Raw genomic sequence first — 19,852 nt, 5'->3', positions numbered from 1 at the left:
GATGCAGCCGGGCCGCCCATCCTTCGAGGCTCGCCGAAGAGGCGAGCACCTCAGGGTGACGGCGAGAGAATTGAGCGCGCTGCTCGGGCGCGGTCAGCCGCTGCGGCTTGCCATTCTAGCCAATCGCTGGCCGAGATATTCGGCCGTGCCGAGGTCGCTGTGTGGCAAGGCGCCTTCGACCAGATGCGTCGCCAGTCCAAGCTGGCTGCCTAATCGATTGCGGCCGTTCGGATCCTCGCCTCCGGGAATATCGAGCCCGCACCAGAGCATGCCGTGCTGAGCAGCCAGGATCGTAAAGTAGGTCAGCGTGTGCAGTTGATCGCCGCCTGCGCAGGCACCCGTCGTGAATCCGGCCGCGATCTTGTTGGCCCATCTTTGCTGGGTCCATCGGTCGCTTGAAGCGTCTGCAAAAGCTTTGAATTGCGCCGCCGGCCCGCCCATGTAGGTTGGGCTGCCAAATGCGACCGCGTCGGCGCGGTCAATTGTCTCCAGCAATCGCTCATTCTGGAAACGGCCCGACACGATGTCGTCGCCGGTGATCCGACAAAGCGCGATCTCCGCCATCCCGGCCGCGCCGCGCGCCACCGCATGCGCCAGCTCCTCGGTGGTGCCGGTGATGGAAAAATAGACGATGGCCAGCAGGTGCATGGTGGGCATCTAGCCATCTTTGACGCCGTCGATCTTTTGTACAAGTCCCTCTGCGTCGTCATTGAAGCAATCCAGGGTCTTTCCGCGGGTAGCAGTCTGGATTGCTTCGCTTCCGCCTTCGCTCTTCGACGGATAAGCCGCTCGCCATGACGGCGTGAAGGCAGTTCAATCCTGTAGGTAGCCTGCCGCATTCCGCTGGAAGGATTGGTCTCGAAACACCGGCAAGCTGAAGGGGACCATAACCGCGCGCCGTCTGAACACTCGTCCATTAACATAGGTTATTTCGCCGACGTTTTGGCGACCCCGCTTTCGGAACCGCGCAATTGTCAGGACGGTTGAAGATTCCATTCGTGCGGAATTCCAAGCCGGGATGAGAACATGAAACGAAGACGAGTGAAACAGGTGGACGCACTTGATGTGCGACTTGCCAGTGAAGCCCGAGAGTTGCGCGAACAGGCCAAACAACTCCCCCCAGGTCCCAAGAGAGAATCTCTGCTCCGTAGGGCACGTTTCGACGAAATCGCGGTTCACATGACGGAGTGGCTGACGTCGCCGGGGTTGCAGCCGCCGAGACGGTAATGGGTCTGTCGACTGTTGAAAAACTGCCGGCTGAAACCCGATAGGGGGCAATCGCATTTCGGCGGCTTGGGCCGGGGCTTTTCAGTGACCCACTAAACCGGCAGCAGGGCTTGTTGCGGCGCCGCAGCGCACAAAAACCGTTCGGGTACCGGAATCAAACCGAATACCTGGACTCCTTACCAAGGAGGCTGGTTTTGGAGGTTGCCCGGCCAGGAAAGCTTATCCCAAGCGGACAGACTAAGGTCGCGTCGCCGGCTCATCGACAGTCCGCAGCGGACAAGAGCACAAGACAGATCGATGCCCCATAACTTCGCGCCGTTTGTGACCAAATTATCGTTTCGGATGGCGTTGCCGATATCAGATCAGCAGGCGCTTTTTCGAACGGCTTCTGCGCCGCGGCGCGCGCTGAAAGGCGAATGCTTGATCGAAGAGGGCGCAGAATTGTCGTCGCTACTCATTCTTTGTAGCGGTATGGCGCGAGCGGTACGCACCTTCTCGGACGGCAATCAGCAAATTGTCGCGGTGTTCGTGGAAGGAGATTCGCTGAATGCCGGCGAGATCGTGTTTCGTCAATCCCGCAGATCGGTCTATGCGCTCACCGATGCGATCTGTCTTTCAATTCCCCTGCGCCAGTTGAACGAGCTGATGAATAATCGTCCGGCGATCGCGCGCGCGCTGTGGTTCGAGACCGCCGCGCAGGCCGCGATTCAGCAGGAATGGATGGTCTGGCTTGGACAGCGCACAGCCCAAACCAGACTAGCGCATTTTCTGTGCGAAGTTTCGCACCGCTTGCAGCTCAGTGGACGCGGCGCCCGCGCAACCTTCGAGTTTCCGCTGACCCAGCGCGATCTTGCAGACACTCTCGGGTTGTCGTCGGTGCACATCAACCGGACGATGCAGACCTTGCGGAGCCAGGGTCTGATTGAGCTTACCCGCACCCACCTTACGATTTTGGACAGAGAGGGTCTTTACGCAATCGCGGAATTCGACCCGCAATATCTCGACGGAGTGAAACTTTTCGACGAAGGAGCAATCTGATGCCCCGTTTCTTTATCAACCACACCTCACTAGGCGAGATTTGCGTTGACGACATCGGGGTGGAGTTCTCCTCGCTCGAGGCCGCCTATCTCGATACCTGTGAGGCTGCCTTGACTATCGCTTTTGAAAAGCTGCGTGAGCGGCAGGATCCGACAAGCGATGCGTTCGAGATCATCGACGATAAGAAAAATGTACTGATGCAGGTACCGTTTTCCGAAGTCCTGCGACCGTCGGCAGTGAGACACATTTCTAGCATCAAGCGAGAAAACGCCTTGGCGCTCGAAAATTGCCGGCGCCAAGCCGCGCGGAGCGAAAGGCTGAAGGACGAAATTCGGGCGGAGTTCACACGGACCAGAAGAATATTCGATGCCATTCGTGCCAATCTTTCCGCTTTCCATGCTGCGTAATCGGCATTTGCTGCTTTGCCCGCTAACGACCTCGAAGGGCAGTTGTGCGGACTTTCGCGCTCTTTTTTGCGAACGAAGCCGCCCTTCGGTAGCCTCTCCGCCGCGGACCAACCGACAAGCAGACCGACCCAAGCCGCGCGCTGCCGCATGAGCGAAGGCAGGCGATTGAGAAGGCAGGCGATTGATACGGGACCTATGCCCGTCCCTCAGCAGCCCCCCGAGATCAGGGTAGATACTGGCGCGAATTAGCGATTACCGACGTCACATATGTTAAGGTCATGAAAATTTTGAGGGCTCTCCATCAGCTGAGGACGAGCCTATCTTCTAACGCGCGCCTCGCTCGCGGGCATTCGCGCCTCCCATCGCAACCCATCCGGCGCGAGGTCAACCTGGACTGTGGCGTCGAGAGAACGTGTGACCATCTGGTCGATGACAAAATGGCCAAAACCCTTATGAGTCGACGGTTTGACCGGAGGTCCACCTAACTCTTGCCATTCCAATCTAAAGAACTCCGGAGCGCCATTTCCGCCGCCGAAACTCCAATTAAGCGTGACCTTTCCATTCGGCGTTGACAGCGCGCCATATTTCGATGCGTTGGTCGCGAGTTCATGCAGGGCCAGCCCAATCGTCTGGATGGTCTCGGCGGCCATCGTAGCCGGCGGCCCTGCCATCTCGATCCGCCCGGCATCAATGCCAATGAAAGGAGCGAGCTGAGCTTCGATCAGTTTGTCCAGCGAGACGCCTTTCCATTGTTGATCGATGAGCAGCGCGTTGGATTGGGCCAACGACTGTACCCGCGCCCCAAACTGCTGCTCGAAGTCAGCCAATGAGTCGCTGGTTCGCACTGCTTGGCGGGCCATTGCCTGAATGACCGCGAAAAGATTGTTGGTGCGGTGCTGCAGTTCCTTCATCAGTAACTGCAGATGATCGTGGTGCTGCTTTTGCTCGCTGATGTTGTTAAAGGTTATCACGACACCGGAGATGACGTTGGCGACGGTGCGATAGGGCCGTATCCGCATCATGTAGGTCGCGCTCTCGTCCTTGAGGTCGAGCTGGCTCTCGACGACCCCCAGCGTGCGCTGAACCTTGCTAACGTCCTCGCGAAGTTGGTCGTAGGAAAGCAGGGACACGATATCGGTCATTGGTCGGCCGCGATCGCCGTCACGCAGGGAAAACACCTCCCTCGCCGCCGGCGTGAAATTCCTGATGCAGAGCTCGTCGTCGAGAAAGATGGTCGCGATTTGCGTGCTGTCGAGAAGATTCTGTAGGTCGTTGTTCGCTTGCATCAGCAGGTCGTTCTTGCCGTGCAGCTCGTTATTGATGGTTTGGAGTTCCTCATTGACAGACTGCATTTCCTCCTTGGCCGTTTCCAGTTCCTCATTAGAAGACTGCAGTTCCTCGTTCACCGACTGGAATTCCTCGGTGACCGACTTCATGTTTTCGATCTGGCTTTCCAATTCGTCGCTAGTCGCCTGATAGCTGATTTGCAGCGCATGAAATTCCTGTTGGAGCGCCTCAACATCCGGCTGGGAGGCCGGCCACGCATCGCTCTGTGGCGTTGGTTCGTCTCGGGGCCGGCTCGGGCGAAACCCTACTACGACAAGGCCGGGCGGCCTTCCGGATTCGACGATCGGTTCGATGAGGAGGTCGACCGGTTGGCCCCCTTCGACCTTCAAAATCTCTTCTTCAATCGCATGGCCGGATGAAAAGGCACGCTCTACGGCGTGGCGCACATGCGTCCGCATGCTCTTCGCCAAATTCGCAAACAAATCCAGGCTCGCATTACCTTCCGAAGGCTCGAGATAGCGGCCGGTCTCGCCACCCGAATACCGCACGATGCTGTGGTGGCGGTCGATGACGAAATAGGCTGGAGAATGCTTCGCCATGACGCGGCGCGCGCTCTTGTCGATCTGATCCTCGGTGCGGGTAGTAGCAGCGTGGATGGCTAAACCGCTGCCTGCTTGGGGCAGAAATTCCGGCAACGCTGCTCGCACGCTGTCGTGTCGTTGCAAAATACGATGCTTCTTGTCGGCGGCGCTAAACAGTCGCGATTCTCGGCTAATGCTTTCCGACGGCCCGATGAAGAGATAGCCGCCGGGCCGTAGCGCATAATGGAACGTCTGCATGACGCGGTGCTGAAAGTCGTTGTCCATGTAGATCAGCACGTTGCGGCAGGAGATCAGGTCAATTCTCGAGAATGGAGGATCCCGTACCAGATTATGCTCCGAGAAAACGCACATCTCGCGAATAGCATGGACCGGAATGTAATCTTCCCCATCCCTCACAAACCAGCGCTGGAGCCGCTCCGGTGATAAGCCATCCATCCGCCGGAATCGCGCCGTACGTGCGAACGTGATAGCCTGTGGATCGATATCGGTTGCAAAGATGGTGACTGCGGCCCCGGTCCGACGCGAGCCGAGAACTTCCTGCAGCAGGATGGCGATCGAATAGACCTCTTCGCCGGTGGCACAACCGGCAACCCAGACCCGGATCGGATCGTCGGCATCCCTCGCTGCGAGCAGCGACGGCAGCATATTCGCCTTGAGCGCCTCAAACGGCTCTTCGTCGCGGAAAAATTGCGTGACACCGATCAGCAACTCGCGAAACAGCGCGTCGCCCTCCGACGGCTCGCGTCGCAGATGCTCAGCATATGCGGGAACGGCTTCGATCTGCAGTACTTGCATTCGCCGCTGGATTCGCCGGATCAGGGTATTTTGCTTGTAACCGCTGAAGTCATGCTTGAGGCGCTTGCGCAGCAGCGCAGTAATCGCGGTCAGGCTTTCCCGGATATCCTCGCGGGCCCCATCAGCACCCTTCTGCTCCTCGACCTTGGCCAGATGGGCCTGGTGCTCAAGAAGCTTCGTCGGAAGGCTCTCGACCGAGGCCACGCGATCGACAAGTCCTGTTGCCGCGGCGCTACTCGGCATCCCCGTCATGGCGGTTTCGTCGAATTCCGCCTGGGCGAGGGTGAAACCGCCATATTCCTTGATCGCCTTGACTCCCAGCGACCCGTCGCTGCCGACACCCGACAAGATGATGCCGACCGCGCAATCCTCCTGACTTTCCGCCAGCGAAGCAAAAAACGTATCGATCGGGCGGCGGTATTCCCTAGGGGGTACTGGCGTCGAAACTCGCAGCACATCGCCTTCAAGGGTCAGGGTCGCATTCGGCGGAATTACATGAATCTGGTTCGGCACCAGGATCGCCTGATCCTGCGCCTCCACCACTTCCATAGCGGTGTGCGGCCGCAGCAATTCTACCAGCAGGCTGTCGTGGTCGGGATCGAGGTGCTGAACGAGGACAAAAGCCATGCCGGTGTCAGCAGGCATATGATCGAAAAAGCTCCTGAACGCGGCAAGTCCGCCGGCCGATGCCCCGATACCCACGACGAGGGACGGCGGTCGTCTTCGTGTGGCGCCTGCCTTATCGCCGACACTGTTCGATCGCTTCTTTTCCATGTCTTCCTCGGCCGGAGCTGGGGAACTCGCACGGTGCAGGCCGCGGGAGATTCTGGACTTTGCCCGCCATGACCGCCCAGATTCGCACACTAAGCCTTTGCGAAACGCCATAAAACAGAAAAGGGAGAGAGCGCGCGCGGAGTTTCCGCCAGAGCAGTCCGGGCAGGCACCGGGCACGAAGGCAGGGGCAGCCCAATGTCGGTTAACGCGAGATTTGCTAAAGAGGTTGAGGTGATCGGGATGTCGGCTGCAGCAGATCGACCGTCTTCTCGTCGCTAATGCGCTACGCCCCGGATCCTAGTGCTCGATCTTAGCGTCGACGCGATGATCTTCGAGTTTCAGCGCCAAAAGGCGTTGGCGAGGCGCTCAGAGATTTCGGTCTGACCCAACTGAGATTGCCAAGATGGGTGCTCCACCCCGCGGAATGGGGTGGGTCTTTTCCAGGACCATGCTCCGTTCGGCATGATCGCAAATCGGGGAACGGGTGCGCGCATCAGCGGCAGTTGAATCCTCTCAGGCCGTCCGCCGTCGCGGCGCCGGCCGGGGCTTCACCATCGTATCCGCGGGACTGAGCAACCGCCCATCCTCGGCGCGCATTTCGAGCTTCCGGATCGGGCGGCCTTTCTCGCGATCGACCAGAATGGTTGCGATCTCGTCAGGCGTGTCGTCGAACTCCTCGCTCCATTGCCGCAGCGCCACCAGGATCGGAAAGGTGCCGCGGCCTTTCGGCGTCAGCACATACTCTTGATAGGCGCTGCCGTCGGAGGCGGGGGCGGTTGAGAGAATGCCGTGGTCGACCAGCGCGCGCAGCCGGGCCGACAAGATGTTCTTGGCCATGCCGAGCTTGCTCTGAAACTCGCCGAAGCGGCGCAGGCCGAACAGCGCCTCGCGAATGATCAACAGCGACCACCAGTCGCCAATCGCTTCCAGCGACCGCGCGATCGGGCAGGAATCGCCCTCGAAGCTCGTTCGTTTCACCATCGCCCTGGTCCTGTCGCGTTCGCACGGTTTCGGTGCCGATCACGCGCTTGTGTGGTTGCATCATAAAACCATCTGCTCTAGATGGCAACATAGTTTTATGATGCAACCACTGGAGACGAGCGTGAGACTGAAGAACAAGACGGCATTGATTACGGGCGGCAATAGCGGCATTGGCCTGGCGACGGCAAAGCTGTTTGTGGCCGAGGGCGCGAAGGTGATCATCACCGGGCGCAACAAGGAGACGCTGGAGGTCGCGGCGAAGGAGCTTGGCCCGAACGGGTTCGCGGTCGCGGCCGACGCCACCGACATTGCCGCGACCGAAGCTGCGATCAAGAAGGGCGCCGAAAAATTCGGCAAGCTCGACATCGTGTTTGCCAATGCCGGCATTCCCGGCGGCACGCCGCTCGGTTCGGCGACGCTGGAGGTTTTCGAGAAGGTCATCAGCACCAACCTCACCGGCGTGTTCTTCACGGTCCAGTCGGCGCTGCCTTATCTCAACGACAATGCCTCGATCATCCTCAACGGCTCGGTGATCTCCGTGCTCGGCATTCCCGGCTATTCGGCCTATGGCGCCGCCAAGGCCGGCGTGCGCGCGATGGCGCGGATCATGGCGTCGGAACTGTCGCCGCGCGGAATTCGCGTCAACGTCGTCGCGCCCGGTGCGATCCGCACGCCGATCTGGGGCGCCGCGGTCGCAACGCCCGAAGCGGAGAAGGAGTTCGAGAAGCGCATCGCGCTGTCGACCCCGTTGGGGCGCATTGGTGAACCAGATCACATCTCGAAGACGGTGCTGTTCCTCGCCTCGGATGATTCAGCGCACATTCAGGGCCAGGAGATCTTCGTCGACGGCGGCGCGGTGGCGTCTCCGAGCGGCGCACCGATCTATCGCGGCTGATCAACGTTTGCGAAAATTGAATCGGTCGGCGCGACGCCATCGGTTGCGCCGGCCGGTTCCTGCACCTCGGTGGCTGTATTGCTCTGAACCTTGCGTGAGGCGTTGAACCTTCGCTTGCGCTGCCGAGACCCTTTTGCGGGAAGGGGTCACAAGACTCATTTTCAGGGAGCCCGCGATGTCAAAGGCAGCTCGTATTTCTTCGTCGATTTCAGAACCGCGTATTTACACCGAACATTCCGTCATTCCCGCCAAGCACTCCGACACGTCCGAGTTCATCGGGGTGGCACTTTTCTCAGGCATCGGGCTTTTCATTTCGCTCGTCGCCGTCATTCTTGGCGTTCAGGGCGCCTGGTTTTAGCGCTGTTGAACTCTCAGCCGCCGCCGGAGTCCGGCAGCGGCTGGTGTCGGCGTAGGTTTTACGCCGCCTGCAGGCTGGTGGCAGCCTGAAGCGCTCCGGCCAGCGCTTTCTCACGATGCTCAGGGCCAACCTGGATGCCGTCGGCGATGATGAATTCGGGGCTCGTGATGCCCATGAACGCGAACACGCCGCGCAAATAGGTTTCGAGGTGCTCAAGCGAGGCGGCCGGTGTGCCCGGGCCGTAATAGCCGCCACGCGAGATCGCCACGATCACGCGCTTGTTGCCGGCAAGGCCCTGGGGGCCGTTCGCGTCGTATTTGAACGTTTTCCCCACCACGAGGACGCGGTCGATCCAGGCCTTGAGCTGGCTCGGGATCGTAAAATTGTACATGGGCGCGCCGATCACGACGATATCGGCATCGAGGAACTCGTTCAGCACCGCCGCGCTCGCGGCAAGGTCGGGTCCGAGTTCCGCCGGAGCCGGGGCGCCTTGCGCGGCCGCGAGGTGTGAGCCGGAGAGGTGGGCGAGCGGGATTTGCGTCAAATCGCGATAGACGAGGTCGAGCGACGGCGTCGCCTGCCGGAGACGGTCGACGATGGCGGCGGAAACCTGCCTGGAGACGGAGTGGGGGCCGAGCACGCTGGAGTCGATATGGAGGAGTTTCATGGGGGTTCACCTATGGTATAGATTTGTAACCCGCACTACATGAGTGACTGTCAAATCCCCCGCAAGAACGCACTTTTTTGAGCCATGGGCACATCATTGAAACCTGCACACACCGATTTGCCTGCACCGCGGCTGCCGGATCCCGACCATGCCGACTGCCGCGGCGTGGCCTCGGTCCTGTCGCGCGTCGGCGACAAATGGAGCGTGTTCGTCATCATGAACCTGAGCGACGGGCCCAAGCGCTTCAATGAGCTGAAGCGCATGATCAGCGGCATCTCGCAGCGGATGCTGACCTTGACGCTGCGCGGATTGGAGCGCGACGGCCTCGTCACGCGCACGATCTTTCCGACCATTCCGCCGCGTGTCGATTACGAGCTGACGGACCTCGGCCGAGGGCTGCAGCAGCCGGTGAAGGCACTCGGGCAGTGGGCGATGGACCATCTGACGAAGATCGAAGCTGCACGGACGCTATTCGATCGGCGCAGCGACAGCTAAAGCAGCGACACCAATCCACCGCCGTGCCGTTCGAGGCGGCCGGCAAGCTCCAGCTCCAGCAGCACCGTGCGGACGATCGCGGGCGAGGCGCCGGACATCCGCACGAGGTCGTCGATCGAGATGGGCGCTGGCCCGAGCAGGCCGGTGATCTGGTCGCGGTCGTGTGATTGCGGATCGCTCTCGAACGGTTCGCTGTCGGGCTCGTTCGCCGGATGCATCAGCGGCCGCTCCATGATCGGTGCGACAGCGTTGATGATGTCGGACGCTTCGGTGACGAGCGTTGCGCCCTGCTTGATCAGATCGTTGGTGCCGGCGGCGCGCGGGTCGAGCGGCGAGCCGGGCACCGCGAACACCTCGCGGCCCTGTTCGGCCGCCATGCGCGCGGTGATCAGCGAGCCCGAGCGGTGCGCGGCCTCCACCACGACCACGCCGAGCGCGGCGCCCGAGATCAGCCGGTTGCGGCGGGGGAAGTCGCGGGCGCGCGGCTCGTGGCCGAGCGGCATCTCGGAGATCGCAGCGCCCGAATGATCGAGGATCGCGGCGAGCAGGTCGCCATGCTCGGGCGGATAGATGCAGTCATGCCCGCCAGCGAGCACCGCGATCGTGCCGCTTTCGACACTTGCGCGGTGCGCGGCCTGGTCGACGCCGCGGGCGAGCCCCGAGATGACGATGAAGCCGGCTTCGCCGAGCTCGCGCGCGAGCTGGCCGGCGAATTTGAGTCCGGCGCCGGAGGCGTTGCGCGAACCGACGATCGCGATCATCGGACGCATCAGGGTCGTGGTGTCGCCGCGCACGGCGAGCAGCGGCGGCGCGTCGTCGAGCGTGGCGAGCCGCGCCGGATAACCGTCCTCACCGGGCGCGAGCCAGGCGATGCCGAACTTGCGGCTTGCGTCGAGCTCGGCCTTCGCCTCATCCGCGCTACAGATACGCCCCGATCGCGACGCGCCGCCCCGGCGAGCCAGATCGGGCAGGCGCTCCAGCGCGGCGCGCGCCGTGCCGAAATGATCGACCAGCGAACGGAAGGTGCGCGGCCCGACATTGTCGGAGCGGATCAGCCGCAGGCGGTCGATCCGTTCGGCCTCGGTCAGCTCAACGCTCGGATTGATGGCGTCCACGGCGTCTCCTTGTGGGAGCAGCATGGAACTACCTGAGGGCGTGGGCAACAGTTGCGTGCGCTTGATCGGGCTTCAAAGGCGCGGCCGGAAGACCCGACGTGGTCGACGGGTCTTCCGCAAGGTCGTCCATTCAACGCGCGTGCGCCGCCTGAGCGACAGCGACGCCGCTCCGCGAGACGCGAGCGTCAAGGCTGAGCGCACCGGCTCCGAAGGCAAAGATCTGAAGCAGACCGCCTGCCATCATCACATTCTTGAGGAAATGGATCATCTGATTCTGGTCGGCAAAGTTGTTGTGGAACGAGACGGCCGCGGCCAGCGAGAATATGGCGAGCGCCAGCGCGACCGAGCGGGCTTGATAGCCCGCGATCAGCAGGAGACCGCCACCGAGCTCGACGAGAACTGCGATCGCATATGCCAACGGGGGCACCGGCAATCCCGCAGAGGCGATGTAAGCGGTCGTCGCACCATAGGCGGTGAGCTTGCCGAAGCCACTCATTGCAAACGGGAGGCCGATCAGCAGCCGGCCAACGAGGGAAGCATAACGGGTCGTATCCATGGTCATCGCTCCTGAGCTTGGTTGAGGTCCGACGGCGGTGACGCACCAAGCGTTCGTGGTCCGTAAGAGTGCGCGCCGCAGGGCCCTGCGTTGTGACCTCAAACTGGCCCGATCTGCGATAAAAATAGAAATAATTGAAAGATACTGTTTCCATTCTTGATCTCATCGGCGCGGCGCCCACGAAGGCGAATGCTCTGGTCGAGCCGCTGGTCCCGATCGACTTCACGCATGGATCGACCGCGTCCAGGTGCGCTTGCGCGACCTCGCCCCGATGCTAAAAGCGATGGCAATAAGAAGGATATTGCCATGATCTCACTTGCCGACCTCCAGCGCCGCATCGAAGCGGGCGAGCTTTCGCCCGATGACGCCATCGCCCAGTCGCACGCGGCGATCGAGGCCAAGGAGAAGGACGTCCACGCCTTCGTCCGTCACGACAAATCCGCGAAGGCGCAAGGCACCGGTCCGCTGCGCGGCATCGCCGTCGGCATCAAGGACATCATCGACACCGCCAACATGCCGACCGAGATGGGCTCGGAGATCTATCGTGGCTGGCAGCCGCGCTCGGACGCGCCGGTCGTGATGATGCTGAAGCGGGCAGGCGCCACCATCATCGGCAAGACCACGACCACGGCGTTCGCCTCGCGCGATCCGACCCCGACGCTCAATCCGCACAATCTCGGCCATACGCCGGGCGGCTCGTCCTCGGGCTCGGCCGCGGCCGTCGGTGCCGGCATGATCCCGCTGGCGCTCGGCACCCAGACCGGCGGCTCGGTGATCCGGCCCGCCGCCTATTGCGGGGCTGCCGCGATCAAGCCGTCGTTCCGGATGCTGCCGACGGTCGGCGTGAAATGCTATTCCTGGGCGCTCGACACGGTCGGCCTGTTCGGCGCGCGCGCGGAAGATCTCGCGCGCGGACTGCTCGCGATGACCGGCCGCACCGAATTCTCCGGCATCGTCGCGGCGAAGGCGCCGCGCATCGCCGTGGTCCGGCAGGAATTTGCCGGCGCCGTGGAGCCGGCCGCCGAAGAGGGGCTGCAAGCCGCGATCAAGGCGGCCGAGCGCGCCGGCGCCAGCGTGCAGATCATCAACCTGCCCGAAGCGGTGCAGGAGGCCTGGCGCATCCATCCGATCATCCAGGACTTCGAGGCGCATCGCGCGCTCGCCTGGGAGTTTTCGGAGCGTCACGACGAGATCGCGCCGATGCTGCGTGCCAGCCTCGATGCGACTGTCGGCCTGACGCCCAAGGATTATGACGAGGCGCGCCGGATCAGCCGTCGCGGCCGCCGCGAGATCGGCGAGCTGTTCGAAGGTTTCGACGTGCTCCTGACCTATTCGGCGCCGGGCACGCCGCCGGCCAAGGAACTCGCCTCCACCGGCGACCCCCGCTACAACCGGCTCTGGACGCTGATGGGCAATCCTTGCGTCAACGTGCCGGTGCTGAAGGTCGGCGGCCTGCCGATCGGCGTGCAGGTGATCGCGCGCTTCGGCAACGATCCGGGCGCACTTGCGGCGGCATGGTTCCTGGAGGATGCGCTGGCGAAATCAGGCTAGCGCAGGCTCAGTGGCGGGCAGCGCGCGTTCGGCCTCGGTGCCAACAGCGCCTTGTCCGAGCCAACGCTCGGCGGCCTCGCGACCACTCCGGTGCAGCGTGCGAATGAAGCCGCGGCCGAGATCGGTGGATGAGCGCTGCGCCAGGCCCTCGACGGAGTCTTCGGCCGCGATCCTGGAGAGCCGCAGCGAAGGTGCGGCCGTGGCTCGCGCCCATTCCAGGGCCGCGATCTCGGCGTTGAGGGCGGCGTTGGCTGCAATCTGGTCGAGCCTGCGGTCGATCGCGGCGAGCGTGATCGGCACGTAGCTGTCGCGCGTGGGCGTGACCTGGACGAGCAGCAGATCGGACGCTGTCGACTCCTGCACCAGGCGCACCAGCGGCGGATTGCCGCCAAAGCCGCCATCCCAATAGGCCTCGCCGTCGATCTCGACGGCGCAGTGAACCAAGGGCGGGCAGGTCGAGGCCAGCGCGACGTCGGCGGTAATGCAATCGTTGCGGAAGATCTGCTGCTGCCCATCGCGGATTCGCGTCGCGGCGATCAGCAGTTTTGGGCAGGCCGCGTCGCGCAAGGCGGCAAAATCGATGTCGCGCGACAGCGCCTGCCGCAGCGGATCGAGATCGAACGGATCGAACTGGCCGGAGCGCAGCGTCGGACCGAATGCGACCGAGCTTCCCGCCGGCGAGAATCCGCCGACCAGCATCAAGGAGCGGAACGAGGCCTCGTGCATCAGGCGGGCCCAGAACCGGTTCAACCGCGAACGGGCGCCTTCGCGTCCGCCTTCGGCAAGGCCGGAGGCGAGCAGCAGCGCGTTGATGGCGCCGGCGCTGGCGCCGCTGATGGTGTCGAATTCGATCGACGGCTCTTCCAGCAGCCGCTCCAGCACACCCCAGGTGAAGGCCGCAAAGGTGCCGCCGCCCTGAAGGGCCAGCGACAGTTTTTGCGGAGGCCATTGGCCGGAGTGCGGCTGCGCGGGCGCGACCGGCGCGGCAATGGTCACGATCTCGACGCGGGCTGCGGCTTGCGCGACGGGCGCAGGCTGGGTCACCGGCGGGGGAATGGGAGCAGGCTCGGGCGTCGGCAGCGGCGAGGGCGCGTCGGACCAGACATTGGTCATCGAGAGCAGCCGGCTTGCCGCGGTGCTGGAAGCACCGTGCGAACCAGGCCCGTCATGCGCGCCGACAATCTTCCCGCTCATTCTGAGCAACCGCGTAACGCCACTTCTGTGTCAGGATGACAGGCATGGAACCTGTTCGCCACTCTCGCTGAGAGTGAGCTGAGAGTTGCGAACAGGATTTGGCATATAATGCGGAAGGGTTGCGGCGGTATCCGGACTTTTTCCGGCTTTAGGCCTTTTCGCCGATCCGGCTTTCCTTGCCCGATTGCAGGCGCTTGATGTTCTCGCGATGCGCGTAGAACAAGAGCAGCGTCAGCGCGGCGAACAGCGATGCGAGCGCGAGGTGCCCGAACCACCACAGGAAAATCGGGGTGATGAACGCTGCCACCAGCGCGGACAGCGAGGAGTAGCGGGTGGTGAAGGCGGTGGCGAGCCAAAGCAGGCAGAACACGACTGCGCCGGGCCAGAACAGGCCGAGCAGGATGCCGATATAGACGGCGACGCCCTTGCCGCCTCTAAACTTCAGCCAGACCGGGAAGAGATGGCCGAGGAAGGCGCCGAGCCCGGCGACCATGGCGGCATTGGGCCCCGCGATGTAGCCGGCGATCACCACCGCGACCGTCCCCTTGAGCGCGTCGAGCAGCAGCGTGCCCGCGGCAAGGCTCTTGCGTCCCGTGCGCAGCACGTTGGTGGCGCCGATGCTGCCGGAGCCGATCGAGCGAATATCCTGCGTGCCGGCGAGCCTGGTCAGGACCAGCCCGAACGGAATCGAGCCGAGCAGGTAGCCGATGACGAAGGCCACAGGCAGGAAGGCTTCAAGCCCCATGGCCGCAGCTCCATGCTGAACCGAGACGCCACGCATGAATTTGCCCGTCAGACATGCTCGTACACCGTCCGTCCGCCGACAATGGTGCGCACCACGCGGCCTGTAAAGCGGGCCTCGTCGAACGGGGTGTTCTTGCAGGGCGATTTGAGGTCGGCGGGATCGACGATCCAGGGCACATCGGGATCGATCACGATGACATCGGCCGGGCTGCCCGTGCGCAGGGTTCCACCCGGCAGACCCAAAATCTCGGCCGGCCGCGTCGACATGGCCCGGATCAGCGTCTTCAGGTCGAGTTCCTCGTTGTGCACGAGGCGAAGGCCCGCCGGCAGCATGGTCTCGAGCCCGATGGCGCCGGGGGCTGCTTCGGCGAACGGCAGGCGCTTGACCTCGACGTCCTGCGGATTGTGGTCGGACATGATGACGTCGACGAGGCCGGAGGCCACCGCCGCGACCAGCGCGCGGCGGTCGTCCTCGGTGCGCAGCGGCGGCGACAGCTTCAGGAACGACCGGTAGGGCCCGATGTCGTTCTCGTTGAGCGCAAGATGGTTGATCGAGACGGAGGCGCTGACGGCGAGCCCGGCGTCGCGGGCGCGCTTCAGCACGTCGAGCGAGTCGATGCAGGACAGCGAGGCCGCGTGATAGCGGCCGCCGGTCAGCGCGACGAGGCGCATGTCGCGTTCCAGCATCACGGCTTCCGCCGCGTTCGGGATGCCCATCAGGCCGAGCCGCGAGGCGAACTCGCCCTCGTTCATCACGCCTTCGCCGACGAGATCGGGATCCTCGGTGTAATGCACGATCAGCGCGTCGAAATCGCGCGCATAGGTCAGGGCCCGGCGCATCACCTGGGCGTTGGTGACGCTTCTGTCGCCGTCGCTGAAGGCGATGGCGCCTGCGGCCTTCAACAGGCCGAACTCGGTCATCTCCTCGCCGCGCATGCCCTTGGTGAGCGCGGCCATCGGCTGGATGTTGACGATCGCGGTGTCGCGGGCGCGGCGCATCACGAAGTCGACGGTCGCCGAGTTATCGATCACCGGAGACGTGTCGGGCTGGCAGATGATGGTGGTGATGCCGCCGGTCGCAGCCGCCTGGCTCGCGGAGGCAAAGGTCTCGCGGTGGCTGAAGCCGGGCTCGCCGACGAAGGCGCGCATGTCGACCAGGCCGGGGGCCACGATCTTGCCGGCGCAGTTGACGACGTCGGTGCCCTCGGGGACGCCGGCCGCTCCGATGCCGCGACGGGTCTCGCGGATGATGCCGTCGGCAATCAGGACATCGCCGGGGCCGTCGAAATCCCTGGAGGGATCGACGACGCGGGCGTTGGCAAGCAGGATGGGGCGGCGGTCAGTCAGCATGAGCATCACGCGTTCGGCAAGTTGCGGGCGAGCGCTTCGAGCACGGCCATCCGTACCGCCACGCCCATCTCGACCTGTTCGCGGATCAGCGATTGCGCGCCGTCGGCGACCGCGGTGTCGATCTCGACGCCGCGGTTCATCGGGCCGGGATGCATGACGAGAGCGTCTGGCTTGGCGTAAGCGAGCTTTTTCTGGTCCAGCCCGAAATAGTTGAAATATTCGGAGGTCGACGGCACGAAGGAGCCGTTCATGCGCTCGCGCTGGAGCCGCAGCATCATGACGATATCGGCGCCGTTGAGCCCTTCGCGCATGTCGCGCGCAACCTCGACCCCCATGCGCTCGATGCCGGGGGGCAGCAGCGTGGAAGGGCCGACGACGCGGACGCGGGCGCCCATGGTGTTGAGCAGGATGATGTTGGAACGGGCCACACGCGAATGCAGCACGTCGCCGCAGATCGCGACCACGAGGCCCTCGATCCGGCCCTTGTTGCGGCGGATGGTCAGCGCGTCGAGCAGCGCCTGCGTCGGATGCTCGTGCGCGCCATCGCCGGCATTGATCACGGAACCGTCGACCTTGCGCGCCAGCAGTTCCACCGCGCCGGAGGCGTGATGGCGCACCACCAGGATATCCGGATGCATGGCGTTGAGCGTCATCGCGGTGTCGACCAGCGTCTCGCCCTTCTTGATGGACGAGGAGGAGACCGACATGTTCATGACGTCGGCGCCCAGCCGTTTGCCGGCGAGCTCGAACGAGGACTGGGTTCGGGTGGAGGCCTCGAAGAAGAGGTTCACCTGCGTCCGTCCACGCAGGACGGTGCGCTTCTTGTCAACCTGGCGGTTGAGCTCGACATATTCTTCGGACAGGTCGAGGAGGCCGGTGATGTCGGCCGCGGAAAGGCCCTCGATGCCCAGCAAATGCCGGTGGCCGAGGACGAAGGTCGATTTCGATGTCATTAAAACGAGAGCTATAGGCGGGGATGGCGGGGGGAGCAAGGGCCAATGCCGGGGCGGGGAGTTATCCCCTGATCTGTCGGTGCGGGCTCACCCTCTCCGTCATGCCCGGGCTTGTCCCGGGCATCCACGTGCTTCATTCGCATTTGACGTAAAAGGCCGGATGGCCGGGCATAGGCGAGCGGAAGCGACGCCGTCCTTCAGACGGCTAAGCCCGGCCATGACGATGTGGGGGGCTCCAGTTGAATACAATTTTGACCGCGCTCTTGGCAGCAACCGTGATCAGCACCGCCCACGCCCAATCGCTTCCCGGCGGCTTCGTCTATCTGCGCGACATCGATCCCGGCATCATCCAGGACATCCGCTACGCCACTTCGAACAATTTCGTCGGCCGTCCGCTGGCCGGCTACGGCGCCGGCGAATGCGTGGTGCAGCGCGAGGTCGGGCTGCGGCTGAAGGCGGTTCAGCAGGAGCTGGCGGCGCAAGGCCTGTCGCTGAAGATGTTCGACTGCTACCGGCCGGCGCGGGCCTCGCTCGACATGGTGAAGTGGTCGCAGAACGGCCGCGAGACGGCGGCCGGGCGGCGCTACAATCCGAAGATCCCGAAGAGCGAGCTGTTCCGCCTCGGCTACATCGCGAGCCGCTCGCAGCATTCCACGGGCGCGGCGCTCGATCTCACGCTGGTCGATCTCAAGGCTGACAATTCCGCCAGATACGATCCATCAAAAGCCTATGCCGATTGCACGGCGCCGGTCGAGGCGCGATTGCCGGAGGGCAGCGTCGACATGGGCACGGGCTACGACTGCACGGACGCGAAGGGGCATACCGCTGTAACGTCGATCAATCCGGACCAGCGCGCCTGGCGCAAGCGGCTGGTGGCCGCGATGGCGAAGCAAGGCTTTGTGAACTATGCGAAGGAGTGGTGGCATTTTTCCCTGCCGGGGGCGGGCGGGGCGGCCTATGATTTCCCGATTCCGCCGCGAACGAAGTAGATCGTCGTGCGAACGGCCCCGGAATGATGGTGCCGTCCCAACGAAAGCGCTTGAATGGACTCCCTCAATCCCGATCTCCCGCCGATGACCGTGACGCCAGCCGCGCCGCGCGTCTGGAAATTCTGGGGCACGGCGGTGTGGGGCCTGCTCATCTTCGTCGCGATGTTCCTCGGCCAGGTCGGTGCCATCCTCTACCTGGTCTGGGACCGTGGCGATCCCCTCGACCTGATGTCGATCCAGCGTGTCGGTCGCGAGCCCGCGGCGCTCGCGCTGTCGGTGACCATGGGCCTGCCGGCGACGCTGGCCGCGGTGTGGCTCGCCATCCGCATCAAGAAGGCCTCGTTCGTCGACTACCTCGCGCTGCATTGGCCGTCCTGGAAGCAAATGCTGTTCGGCGCCATCGGGCTTGTCCTGATCGTGGTCGCCTGGGAGACGATGTCGCGGAGCCTTGGCCGCGAGGCGACGCCGGGCTTCATGACCGATCTGTTGAAATCGGGCCGCGACAAGGGCGCGGCTGTGATGCTGCTGTTCGCGTTCAGTGTCGCTGCGCCGATGTCGGAAGAGGTGTTGGCGCGCGGCTTCCTGTTTCGCGGCTGGTCGGCGAGCTTCCTGCGCGTGCCCGGCGCGATCATCCTGTCGTCACTGGTGTGGACGGTCGTGCACCTGCAGTACGACATGTACTTCCTCGCCGAGGTCTTCTCCATCGGCCTGTGGTTCGGCTACATGCGCTATCGCGCCAGCTCGCTCTGGCTCACGATCCTGCTGCATGCGCTGAACAATCTGACGGCGGTGGTGCTGACGATGTGGCTGGGGAGCTGAGGCCCCATACTCCGTCATTGCGAGCGTAGCGAAGCAATCCAGAATCGTTCCGCAGAGACAGTCTGGATTGCTTCGTCGCAAGGGCTCCTCGCAATGACGAGGTGAGGGAGGTGCGCGCCAATGACGCGTTTCTAAGCCACCAGCGCGATCGCGATCGGCATCGTGATTGCCGCCAAGATCGTCTGCAGCGTGATGATCTGCGCCAGCAGCGGCGCATCGCCGCCCATCTGGCGGGCCAGCACATAGGCGCTGGGCGAGGTCGGCACCGCCGCGCAGATTGCGACGATCGCCAGGCTGTCGCCCGAGAGCCCGAACCAGGCGGCGAGCGCCAGCGCGAGCACGGGCATCAGGACCAGCTTGAACGCGACGCCGATCGTCGCGCTGACGCTCGGGCGGAGCAGGCCGTTGAGCTGCAGGCCGGCACCGGTGACGAGCAGGCCGATGGCGAGCGAGGACCGGCTCAGCGCGTCCGCCACATCATGCCAGATCTTGGGCAGCGGCAAATGAATGACGTTGATGAAGAGGCCGATCACGCAGGCCCAGATCAGGGGATTGCGGATCACCGTCATGACGATGGCGCGCGCCGATTGCTTCTCGGGCGATGCATAATGCGCGAGCACGGCGACGCTGAACACGTTGACCAGCGGAATGATCGCGACCATCGCCACCGAGGCCAGCGCCAGTCCGACATCGCCGAACATGTTGGCGGACACCGAGAGCGCGACATAGGTCTGCCAGCGCGTCGCGCCCTGGAAGATCGAGGTGAAGGCGGGGCCGTCGATGTCGAACCGCGCGAGCGCCGGGCGGAGCGCGAGGCAGAGCAGCGACATCGCGAGCACCGACAGCAGCAGCGCGCCGCCGACGCCGGCGACCGGCACCCTGGAGAGGTCGGCCTTCACCAGCGTCTGGATCAGCAGCATCGGGAACAGCACGAAATAGGTCAGCCGCTCCAGCCCGTGCCATTGCGTGTCGAGCCGCATCAGGGTGCGCCTGAGCACCACGCCGAGCACGATGAGGATGAAGACCGGCAGCAGCCCCGCGATCACGACGGCCAT

The 19,852-nt window shown here is 63.6% G+C and carries 19 protein-coding genes; 8 read left to right on the top strand and 11 right to left on the bottom strand.

Annotated features, from left to right (window positions below):
• Positions 1-93: 93 nt before the first annotated feature.
• Positions 94-657, bottom strand: coding sequence for a flavodoxin family protein (locus OWC48_RS16320; RefSeq protein WP_282520924.1), 564 nt, complete (start codon positions 655-657; stop codon positions 94-96).
• A gap of 867 nt (positions 658-1,524) precedes the next feature.
• Between OWC48_RS16320 and OWC48_RS16310 the strand changes: the two genes are divergently transcribed.
• On the top strand, positions 1,525-2,265 hold the full coding sequence (locus tag OWC48_RS16310) for a Crp/Fnr family transcriptional regulator (protein ID WP_282520922.1): 741 nt from the start codon (positions 1,525-1,527) through the stop codon (positions 2,263-2,265).
• Complete coding sequence (locus OWC48_RS16305; protein WP_282520921.1) at positions 2,265-2,672, top strand: DUF6894 family protein; 408 nt, start codon at positions 2,265-2,267, stop codon at positions 2,670-2,672. Before OWC48_RS16310 ends, OWC48_RS16305 begins: the two co-directional genes overlap by 1 nt.
• Positions 2,673-2,989: 317 nt before the next feature.
• Here the strand turns inward: OWC48_RS16305 and OWC48_RS16300 are convergent, their stop codons facing one another.
• Both OWC48_RS16300 and OWC48_RS16295 read right to left on the bottom strand, forming a co-directional pair.
• On the bottom strand, positions 2,990-6,130 hold the full coding sequence (locus tag OWC48_RS16300) for a chemotaxis protein CheB (RefSeq protein ID WP_282520920.1): 3,141 nt from the start codon (positions 6,128-6,130) through the stop codon (positions 2,990-2,992).
• A 513-nt stretch (positions 6,131-6,643) separates the two neighbouring features.
• Positions 6,644-7,111 (bottom strand): helix-turn-helix domain-containing protein, encoded by a 468-nt coding sequence (locus OWC48_RS16295; protein WP_282520919.1) that lies wholly within the window; start codon positions 7,109-7,111, stop codon positions 6,644-6,646.
• 121 nt (positions 7,112-7,232) lie between these two features.
• On the opposite strand from OWC48_RS16295, the gene OWC48_RS16290 reads away from it, so the two are divergent.
• Complete coding sequence (locus OWC48_RS16290) at positions 7,233-8,006, top strand: SDR family oxidoreductase (protein ID WP_282520918.1); 774 nt, start codon at positions 7,233-7,235, stop codon at positions 8,004-8,006.
• Positions 8,007-8,181: 175 nt separating this feature from the next.
• A complete protein-coding gene (locus OWC48_RS16285) occupies positions 8,182-8,364 on the top strand; it encodes a hypothetical protein (RefSeq protein ID WP_282520917.1) in 183 nt (60 codons plus the stop codon).
• Between the two features lie 58 nt (positions 8,365-8,422).
• Here OWC48_RS16285 and OWC48_RS16280 read toward each other — a convergent pair whose 3' ends face one another.
• The gene (locus OWC48_RS16280; RefSeq protein ID WP_282520916.1) at positions 8,423-9,031 is read right to left on the bottom strand and encodes an FMN-dependent NADH-azoreductase; all 609 of its coding nucleotides are present in this window, start codon (positions 9,029-9,031) and stop codon (positions 8,423-8,425) included.
• Positions 9,032-9,115: 84 nt separating this feature from the next.
• On the opposite strand from OWC48_RS16280, the gene OWC48_RS16275 reads away from it, so the two are divergent.
• Complete coding sequence (locus OWC48_RS16275) at positions 9,116-9,526, top strand: helix-turn-helix domain-containing protein (RefSeq protein WP_282520915.1); 411 nt, start codon at positions 9,116-9,118, stop codon at positions 9,524-9,526.
• Here OWC48_RS16275 and dprA read toward each other — a convergent pair.
• A complete protein-coding gene (dprA, locus tag OWC48_RS16270; protein ID WP_282520914.1) occupies positions 9,523-10,665 on the bottom strand; it encodes a DNA-processing protein DprA in 1,143 nt (380 codons plus the stop codon). The genes OWC48_RS16275 and dprA overlap by 4 nt on opposite strands.
• A 106-nt stretch (positions 10,666-10,771) precedes the next feature.
• A complete protein-coding gene (locus OWC48_RS16265; protein ID WP_404979773.1) occupies positions 10,772-11,197 on the bottom strand; it encodes a DoxX family protein in 426 nt (141 codons plus the stop codon).
• 306 nt (positions 11,198-11,503) lie between these two features.
• Here OWC48_RS16265 and OWC48_RS16260 point away from each other — a divergent pair, with 306 nt between their 5' ends.
• Complete coding sequence (locus tag OWC48_RS16260; RefSeq protein WP_282520912.1) at positions 11,504-12,748, top strand: amidase; 1,245 nt, start codon at positions 11,504-11,506, stop codon at positions 12,746-12,748.
• Here OWC48_RS16260 and OWC48_RS16255 read toward each other — a convergent pair.
• The 4 genes from OWC48_RS16255 to OWC48_RS16240 all read right to left on the bottom strand — a co-directional run bounded on the left by OWC48_RS16255 (position 12,740) and on the right by OWC48_RS16240 (position 16,989).
• A complete protein-coding gene (locus OWC48_RS16255) occupies positions 12,740-13,942 on the bottom strand; it encodes a patatin-like phospholipase family protein (RefSeq protein ID WP_282520911.1) in 1,203 nt (400 codons plus the stop codon). The two genes, OWC48_RS16260 and OWC48_RS16255, sit on opposite strands and share 9 nt — an antisense overlap.
• Before the next feature lie 148 nt (positions 13,943-14,090).
• Entirely contained in the window at positions 14,091-14,687 is a 597-nt protein-coding gene (plsY, locus tag OWC48_RS16250; protein WP_028150656.1) for a glycerol-3-phosphate 1-O-acyltransferase PlsY, read from the bottom strand.
• 47 nt (positions 14,688-14,734) lie between these two features.
• The gene (locus OWC48_RS16245; RefSeq protein ID WP_282521219.1) at positions 14,735-16,036 is read right to left on the bottom strand and encodes a dihydroorotase; all 1,302 of its coding nucleotides are present in this window, start codon (positions 16,034-16,036) and stop codon (positions 14,735-14,737) included.
• Positions 16,037-16,041: 5 nt separating this feature from the next.
• Positions 16,042-16,989 (bottom strand): aspartate carbamoyltransferase catalytic subunit, encoded by a 948-nt coding sequence (locus tag OWC48_RS16240; protein ID WP_014494716.1) that lies wholly within the window; start codon positions 16,987-16,989, stop codon positions 16,042-16,044.
• A gap of 239 nt (positions 16,990-17,228) precedes the next feature.
• Here OWC48_RS16240 and OWC48_RS16235 point away from each other — a divergent pair, with 239 nt between their 5' ends.
• Together OWC48_RS16235 and OWC48_RS16230 are read left to right on the top strand one after the other, a co-directional pair.
• Positions 17,229-17,978, top strand: a complete 750-nt coding sequence (locus OWC48_RS16235; RefSeq protein WP_282520910.1) for a M15 family metallopeptidase — start codon at positions 17,229-17,231, stop codon at positions 17,976-17,978.
• Between the two features lie 54 nt (positions 17,979-18,032).
• A complete protein-coding gene (locus tag OWC48_RS16230) occupies positions 18,033-18,797 on the top strand; it encodes a CPBP family intramembrane glutamic endopeptidase (RefSeq protein ID WP_282520909.1) in 765 nt (254 codons plus the stop codon).
• A gap of 131 nt (positions 18,798-18,928) precedes the next feature.
• Here the strand turns inward: OWC48_RS16230 and OWC48_RS16225 are convergent, their stop codons facing one another.
• A complete protein-coding gene (locus OWC48_RS16225; RefSeq protein ID WP_282520908.1) occupies positions 18,929-19,852 on the bottom strand; it encodes an AEC family transporter in 924 nt (307 codons plus the stop codon).

Source organism: Bradyrhizobium sp. Arg816, assembly GCF_029989365.1.
Classification (GTDB): domain Bacteria; phylum Pseudomonadota; class Alphaproteobacteria; order Rhizobiales; family Xanthobacteraceae; genus Bradyrhizobium.
This window is presented reverse-complemented; position numbering and strand designations above follow the sequence as displayed.

Bases quoted from the DNA above. Each gene is read 5' to 3' on its own strand.
- OWC48_RS16320 (WP_282520924.1), bottom strand. From the start codon at position 657: ATGCCCACCATGCACCTGCTGGCCATCGTCTATTTTTCCATCACCGGC.
- OWC48_RS16310 (WP_282520922.1), top strand. From the start codon at position 1,525: ATGCCCCATAACTTCGCGCCGTTTGTGACCAAATTATCGTTTCGGATG.
- OWC48_RS16305 (WP_282520921.1), top strand. From the start codon at position 2,265: ATGCCCCGTTTCTTTATCAACCACACCTCACTAGGCGAGATTTGCGTT.
- OWC48_RS16300 (WP_282520920.1), bottom strand. From the start codon at position 6,130: ATGGAAAAGAAGCGATCGAACAGTGTCGGCGATAAGGCAGGCGCCACA.
- OWC48_RS16295 (WP_282520919.1), bottom strand. From the start codon at position 7,111: ATGGTGAAACGAACGAGCTTCGAGGGCGATTCCTGCCCGATCGCGCGG.
- OWC48_RS16285 (WP_282520917.1), top strand. From the start codon at position 8,182: ATGTCAAAGGCAGCTCGTATTTCTTCGTCGATTTCAGAACCGCGTATT.
- OWC48_RS16280 (WP_282520916.1), bottom strand. From the start codon at position 9,031: ATGAAACTCCTCCATATCGACTCCAGCGTGCTCGGCCCCCACTCCGTC.
- OWC48_RS16275 (WP_282520915.1), top strand. From the start codon at position 9,116: ATGGGCACATCATTGAAACCTGCACACACCGATTTGCCTGCACCGCGG.
- dprA (WP_282520914.1), bottom strand. From the start codon at position 10,665: ATGCTGCTCCCACAAGGAGACGCCGTGGACGCCATCAATCCGAGCGTT.
- OWC48_RS16265 (WP_404979773.1), bottom strand. From the start codon at position 11,197: ATGGATACGACCCGTTATGCTTCCCTCGTTGGCCGGCTGCTGATCGGC.
- OWC48_RS16260 (WP_282520912.1), top strand. From the start codon at position 11,504: ATGATCTCACTTGCCGACCTCCAGCGCCGCATCGAAGCGGGCGAGCTT.
- OWC48_RS16255 (WP_282520911.1), bottom strand. From the start codon at position 13,942: ATGAGCGGGAAGATTGTCGGCGCGCATGACGGGCCTGGTTCGCACGGT.
- plsY (WP_028150656.1), bottom strand. From the start codon at position 14,687: ATGGGGCTTGAAGCCTTCCTGCCTGTGGCCTTCGTCATCGGCTACCTG.
- OWC48_RS16245 (WP_282521219.1), bottom strand. From the start codon at position 16,036: ATGCTGACTGACCGCCGCCCCATCCTGCTTGCCAACGCCCGCGTCGTC.
- OWC48_RS16240 (WP_014494716.1), bottom strand. From the start codon at position 16,989: ATGACATCGAAATCGACCTTCGTCCTCGGCCACCGGCATTTGCTGGGC.
- OWC48_RS16230 (WP_282520909.1), top strand. From the start codon at position 18,033: ATGGACTCCCTCAATCCCGATCTCCCGCCGATGACCGTGACGCCAGCC.
- OWC48_RS16225 (WP_282520908.1), bottom strand. From the start codon at position 19,852: ATGGCCGTCGTGATCGCGGGGCTGCTGCCGGTCTTCATCCTCATCGTG.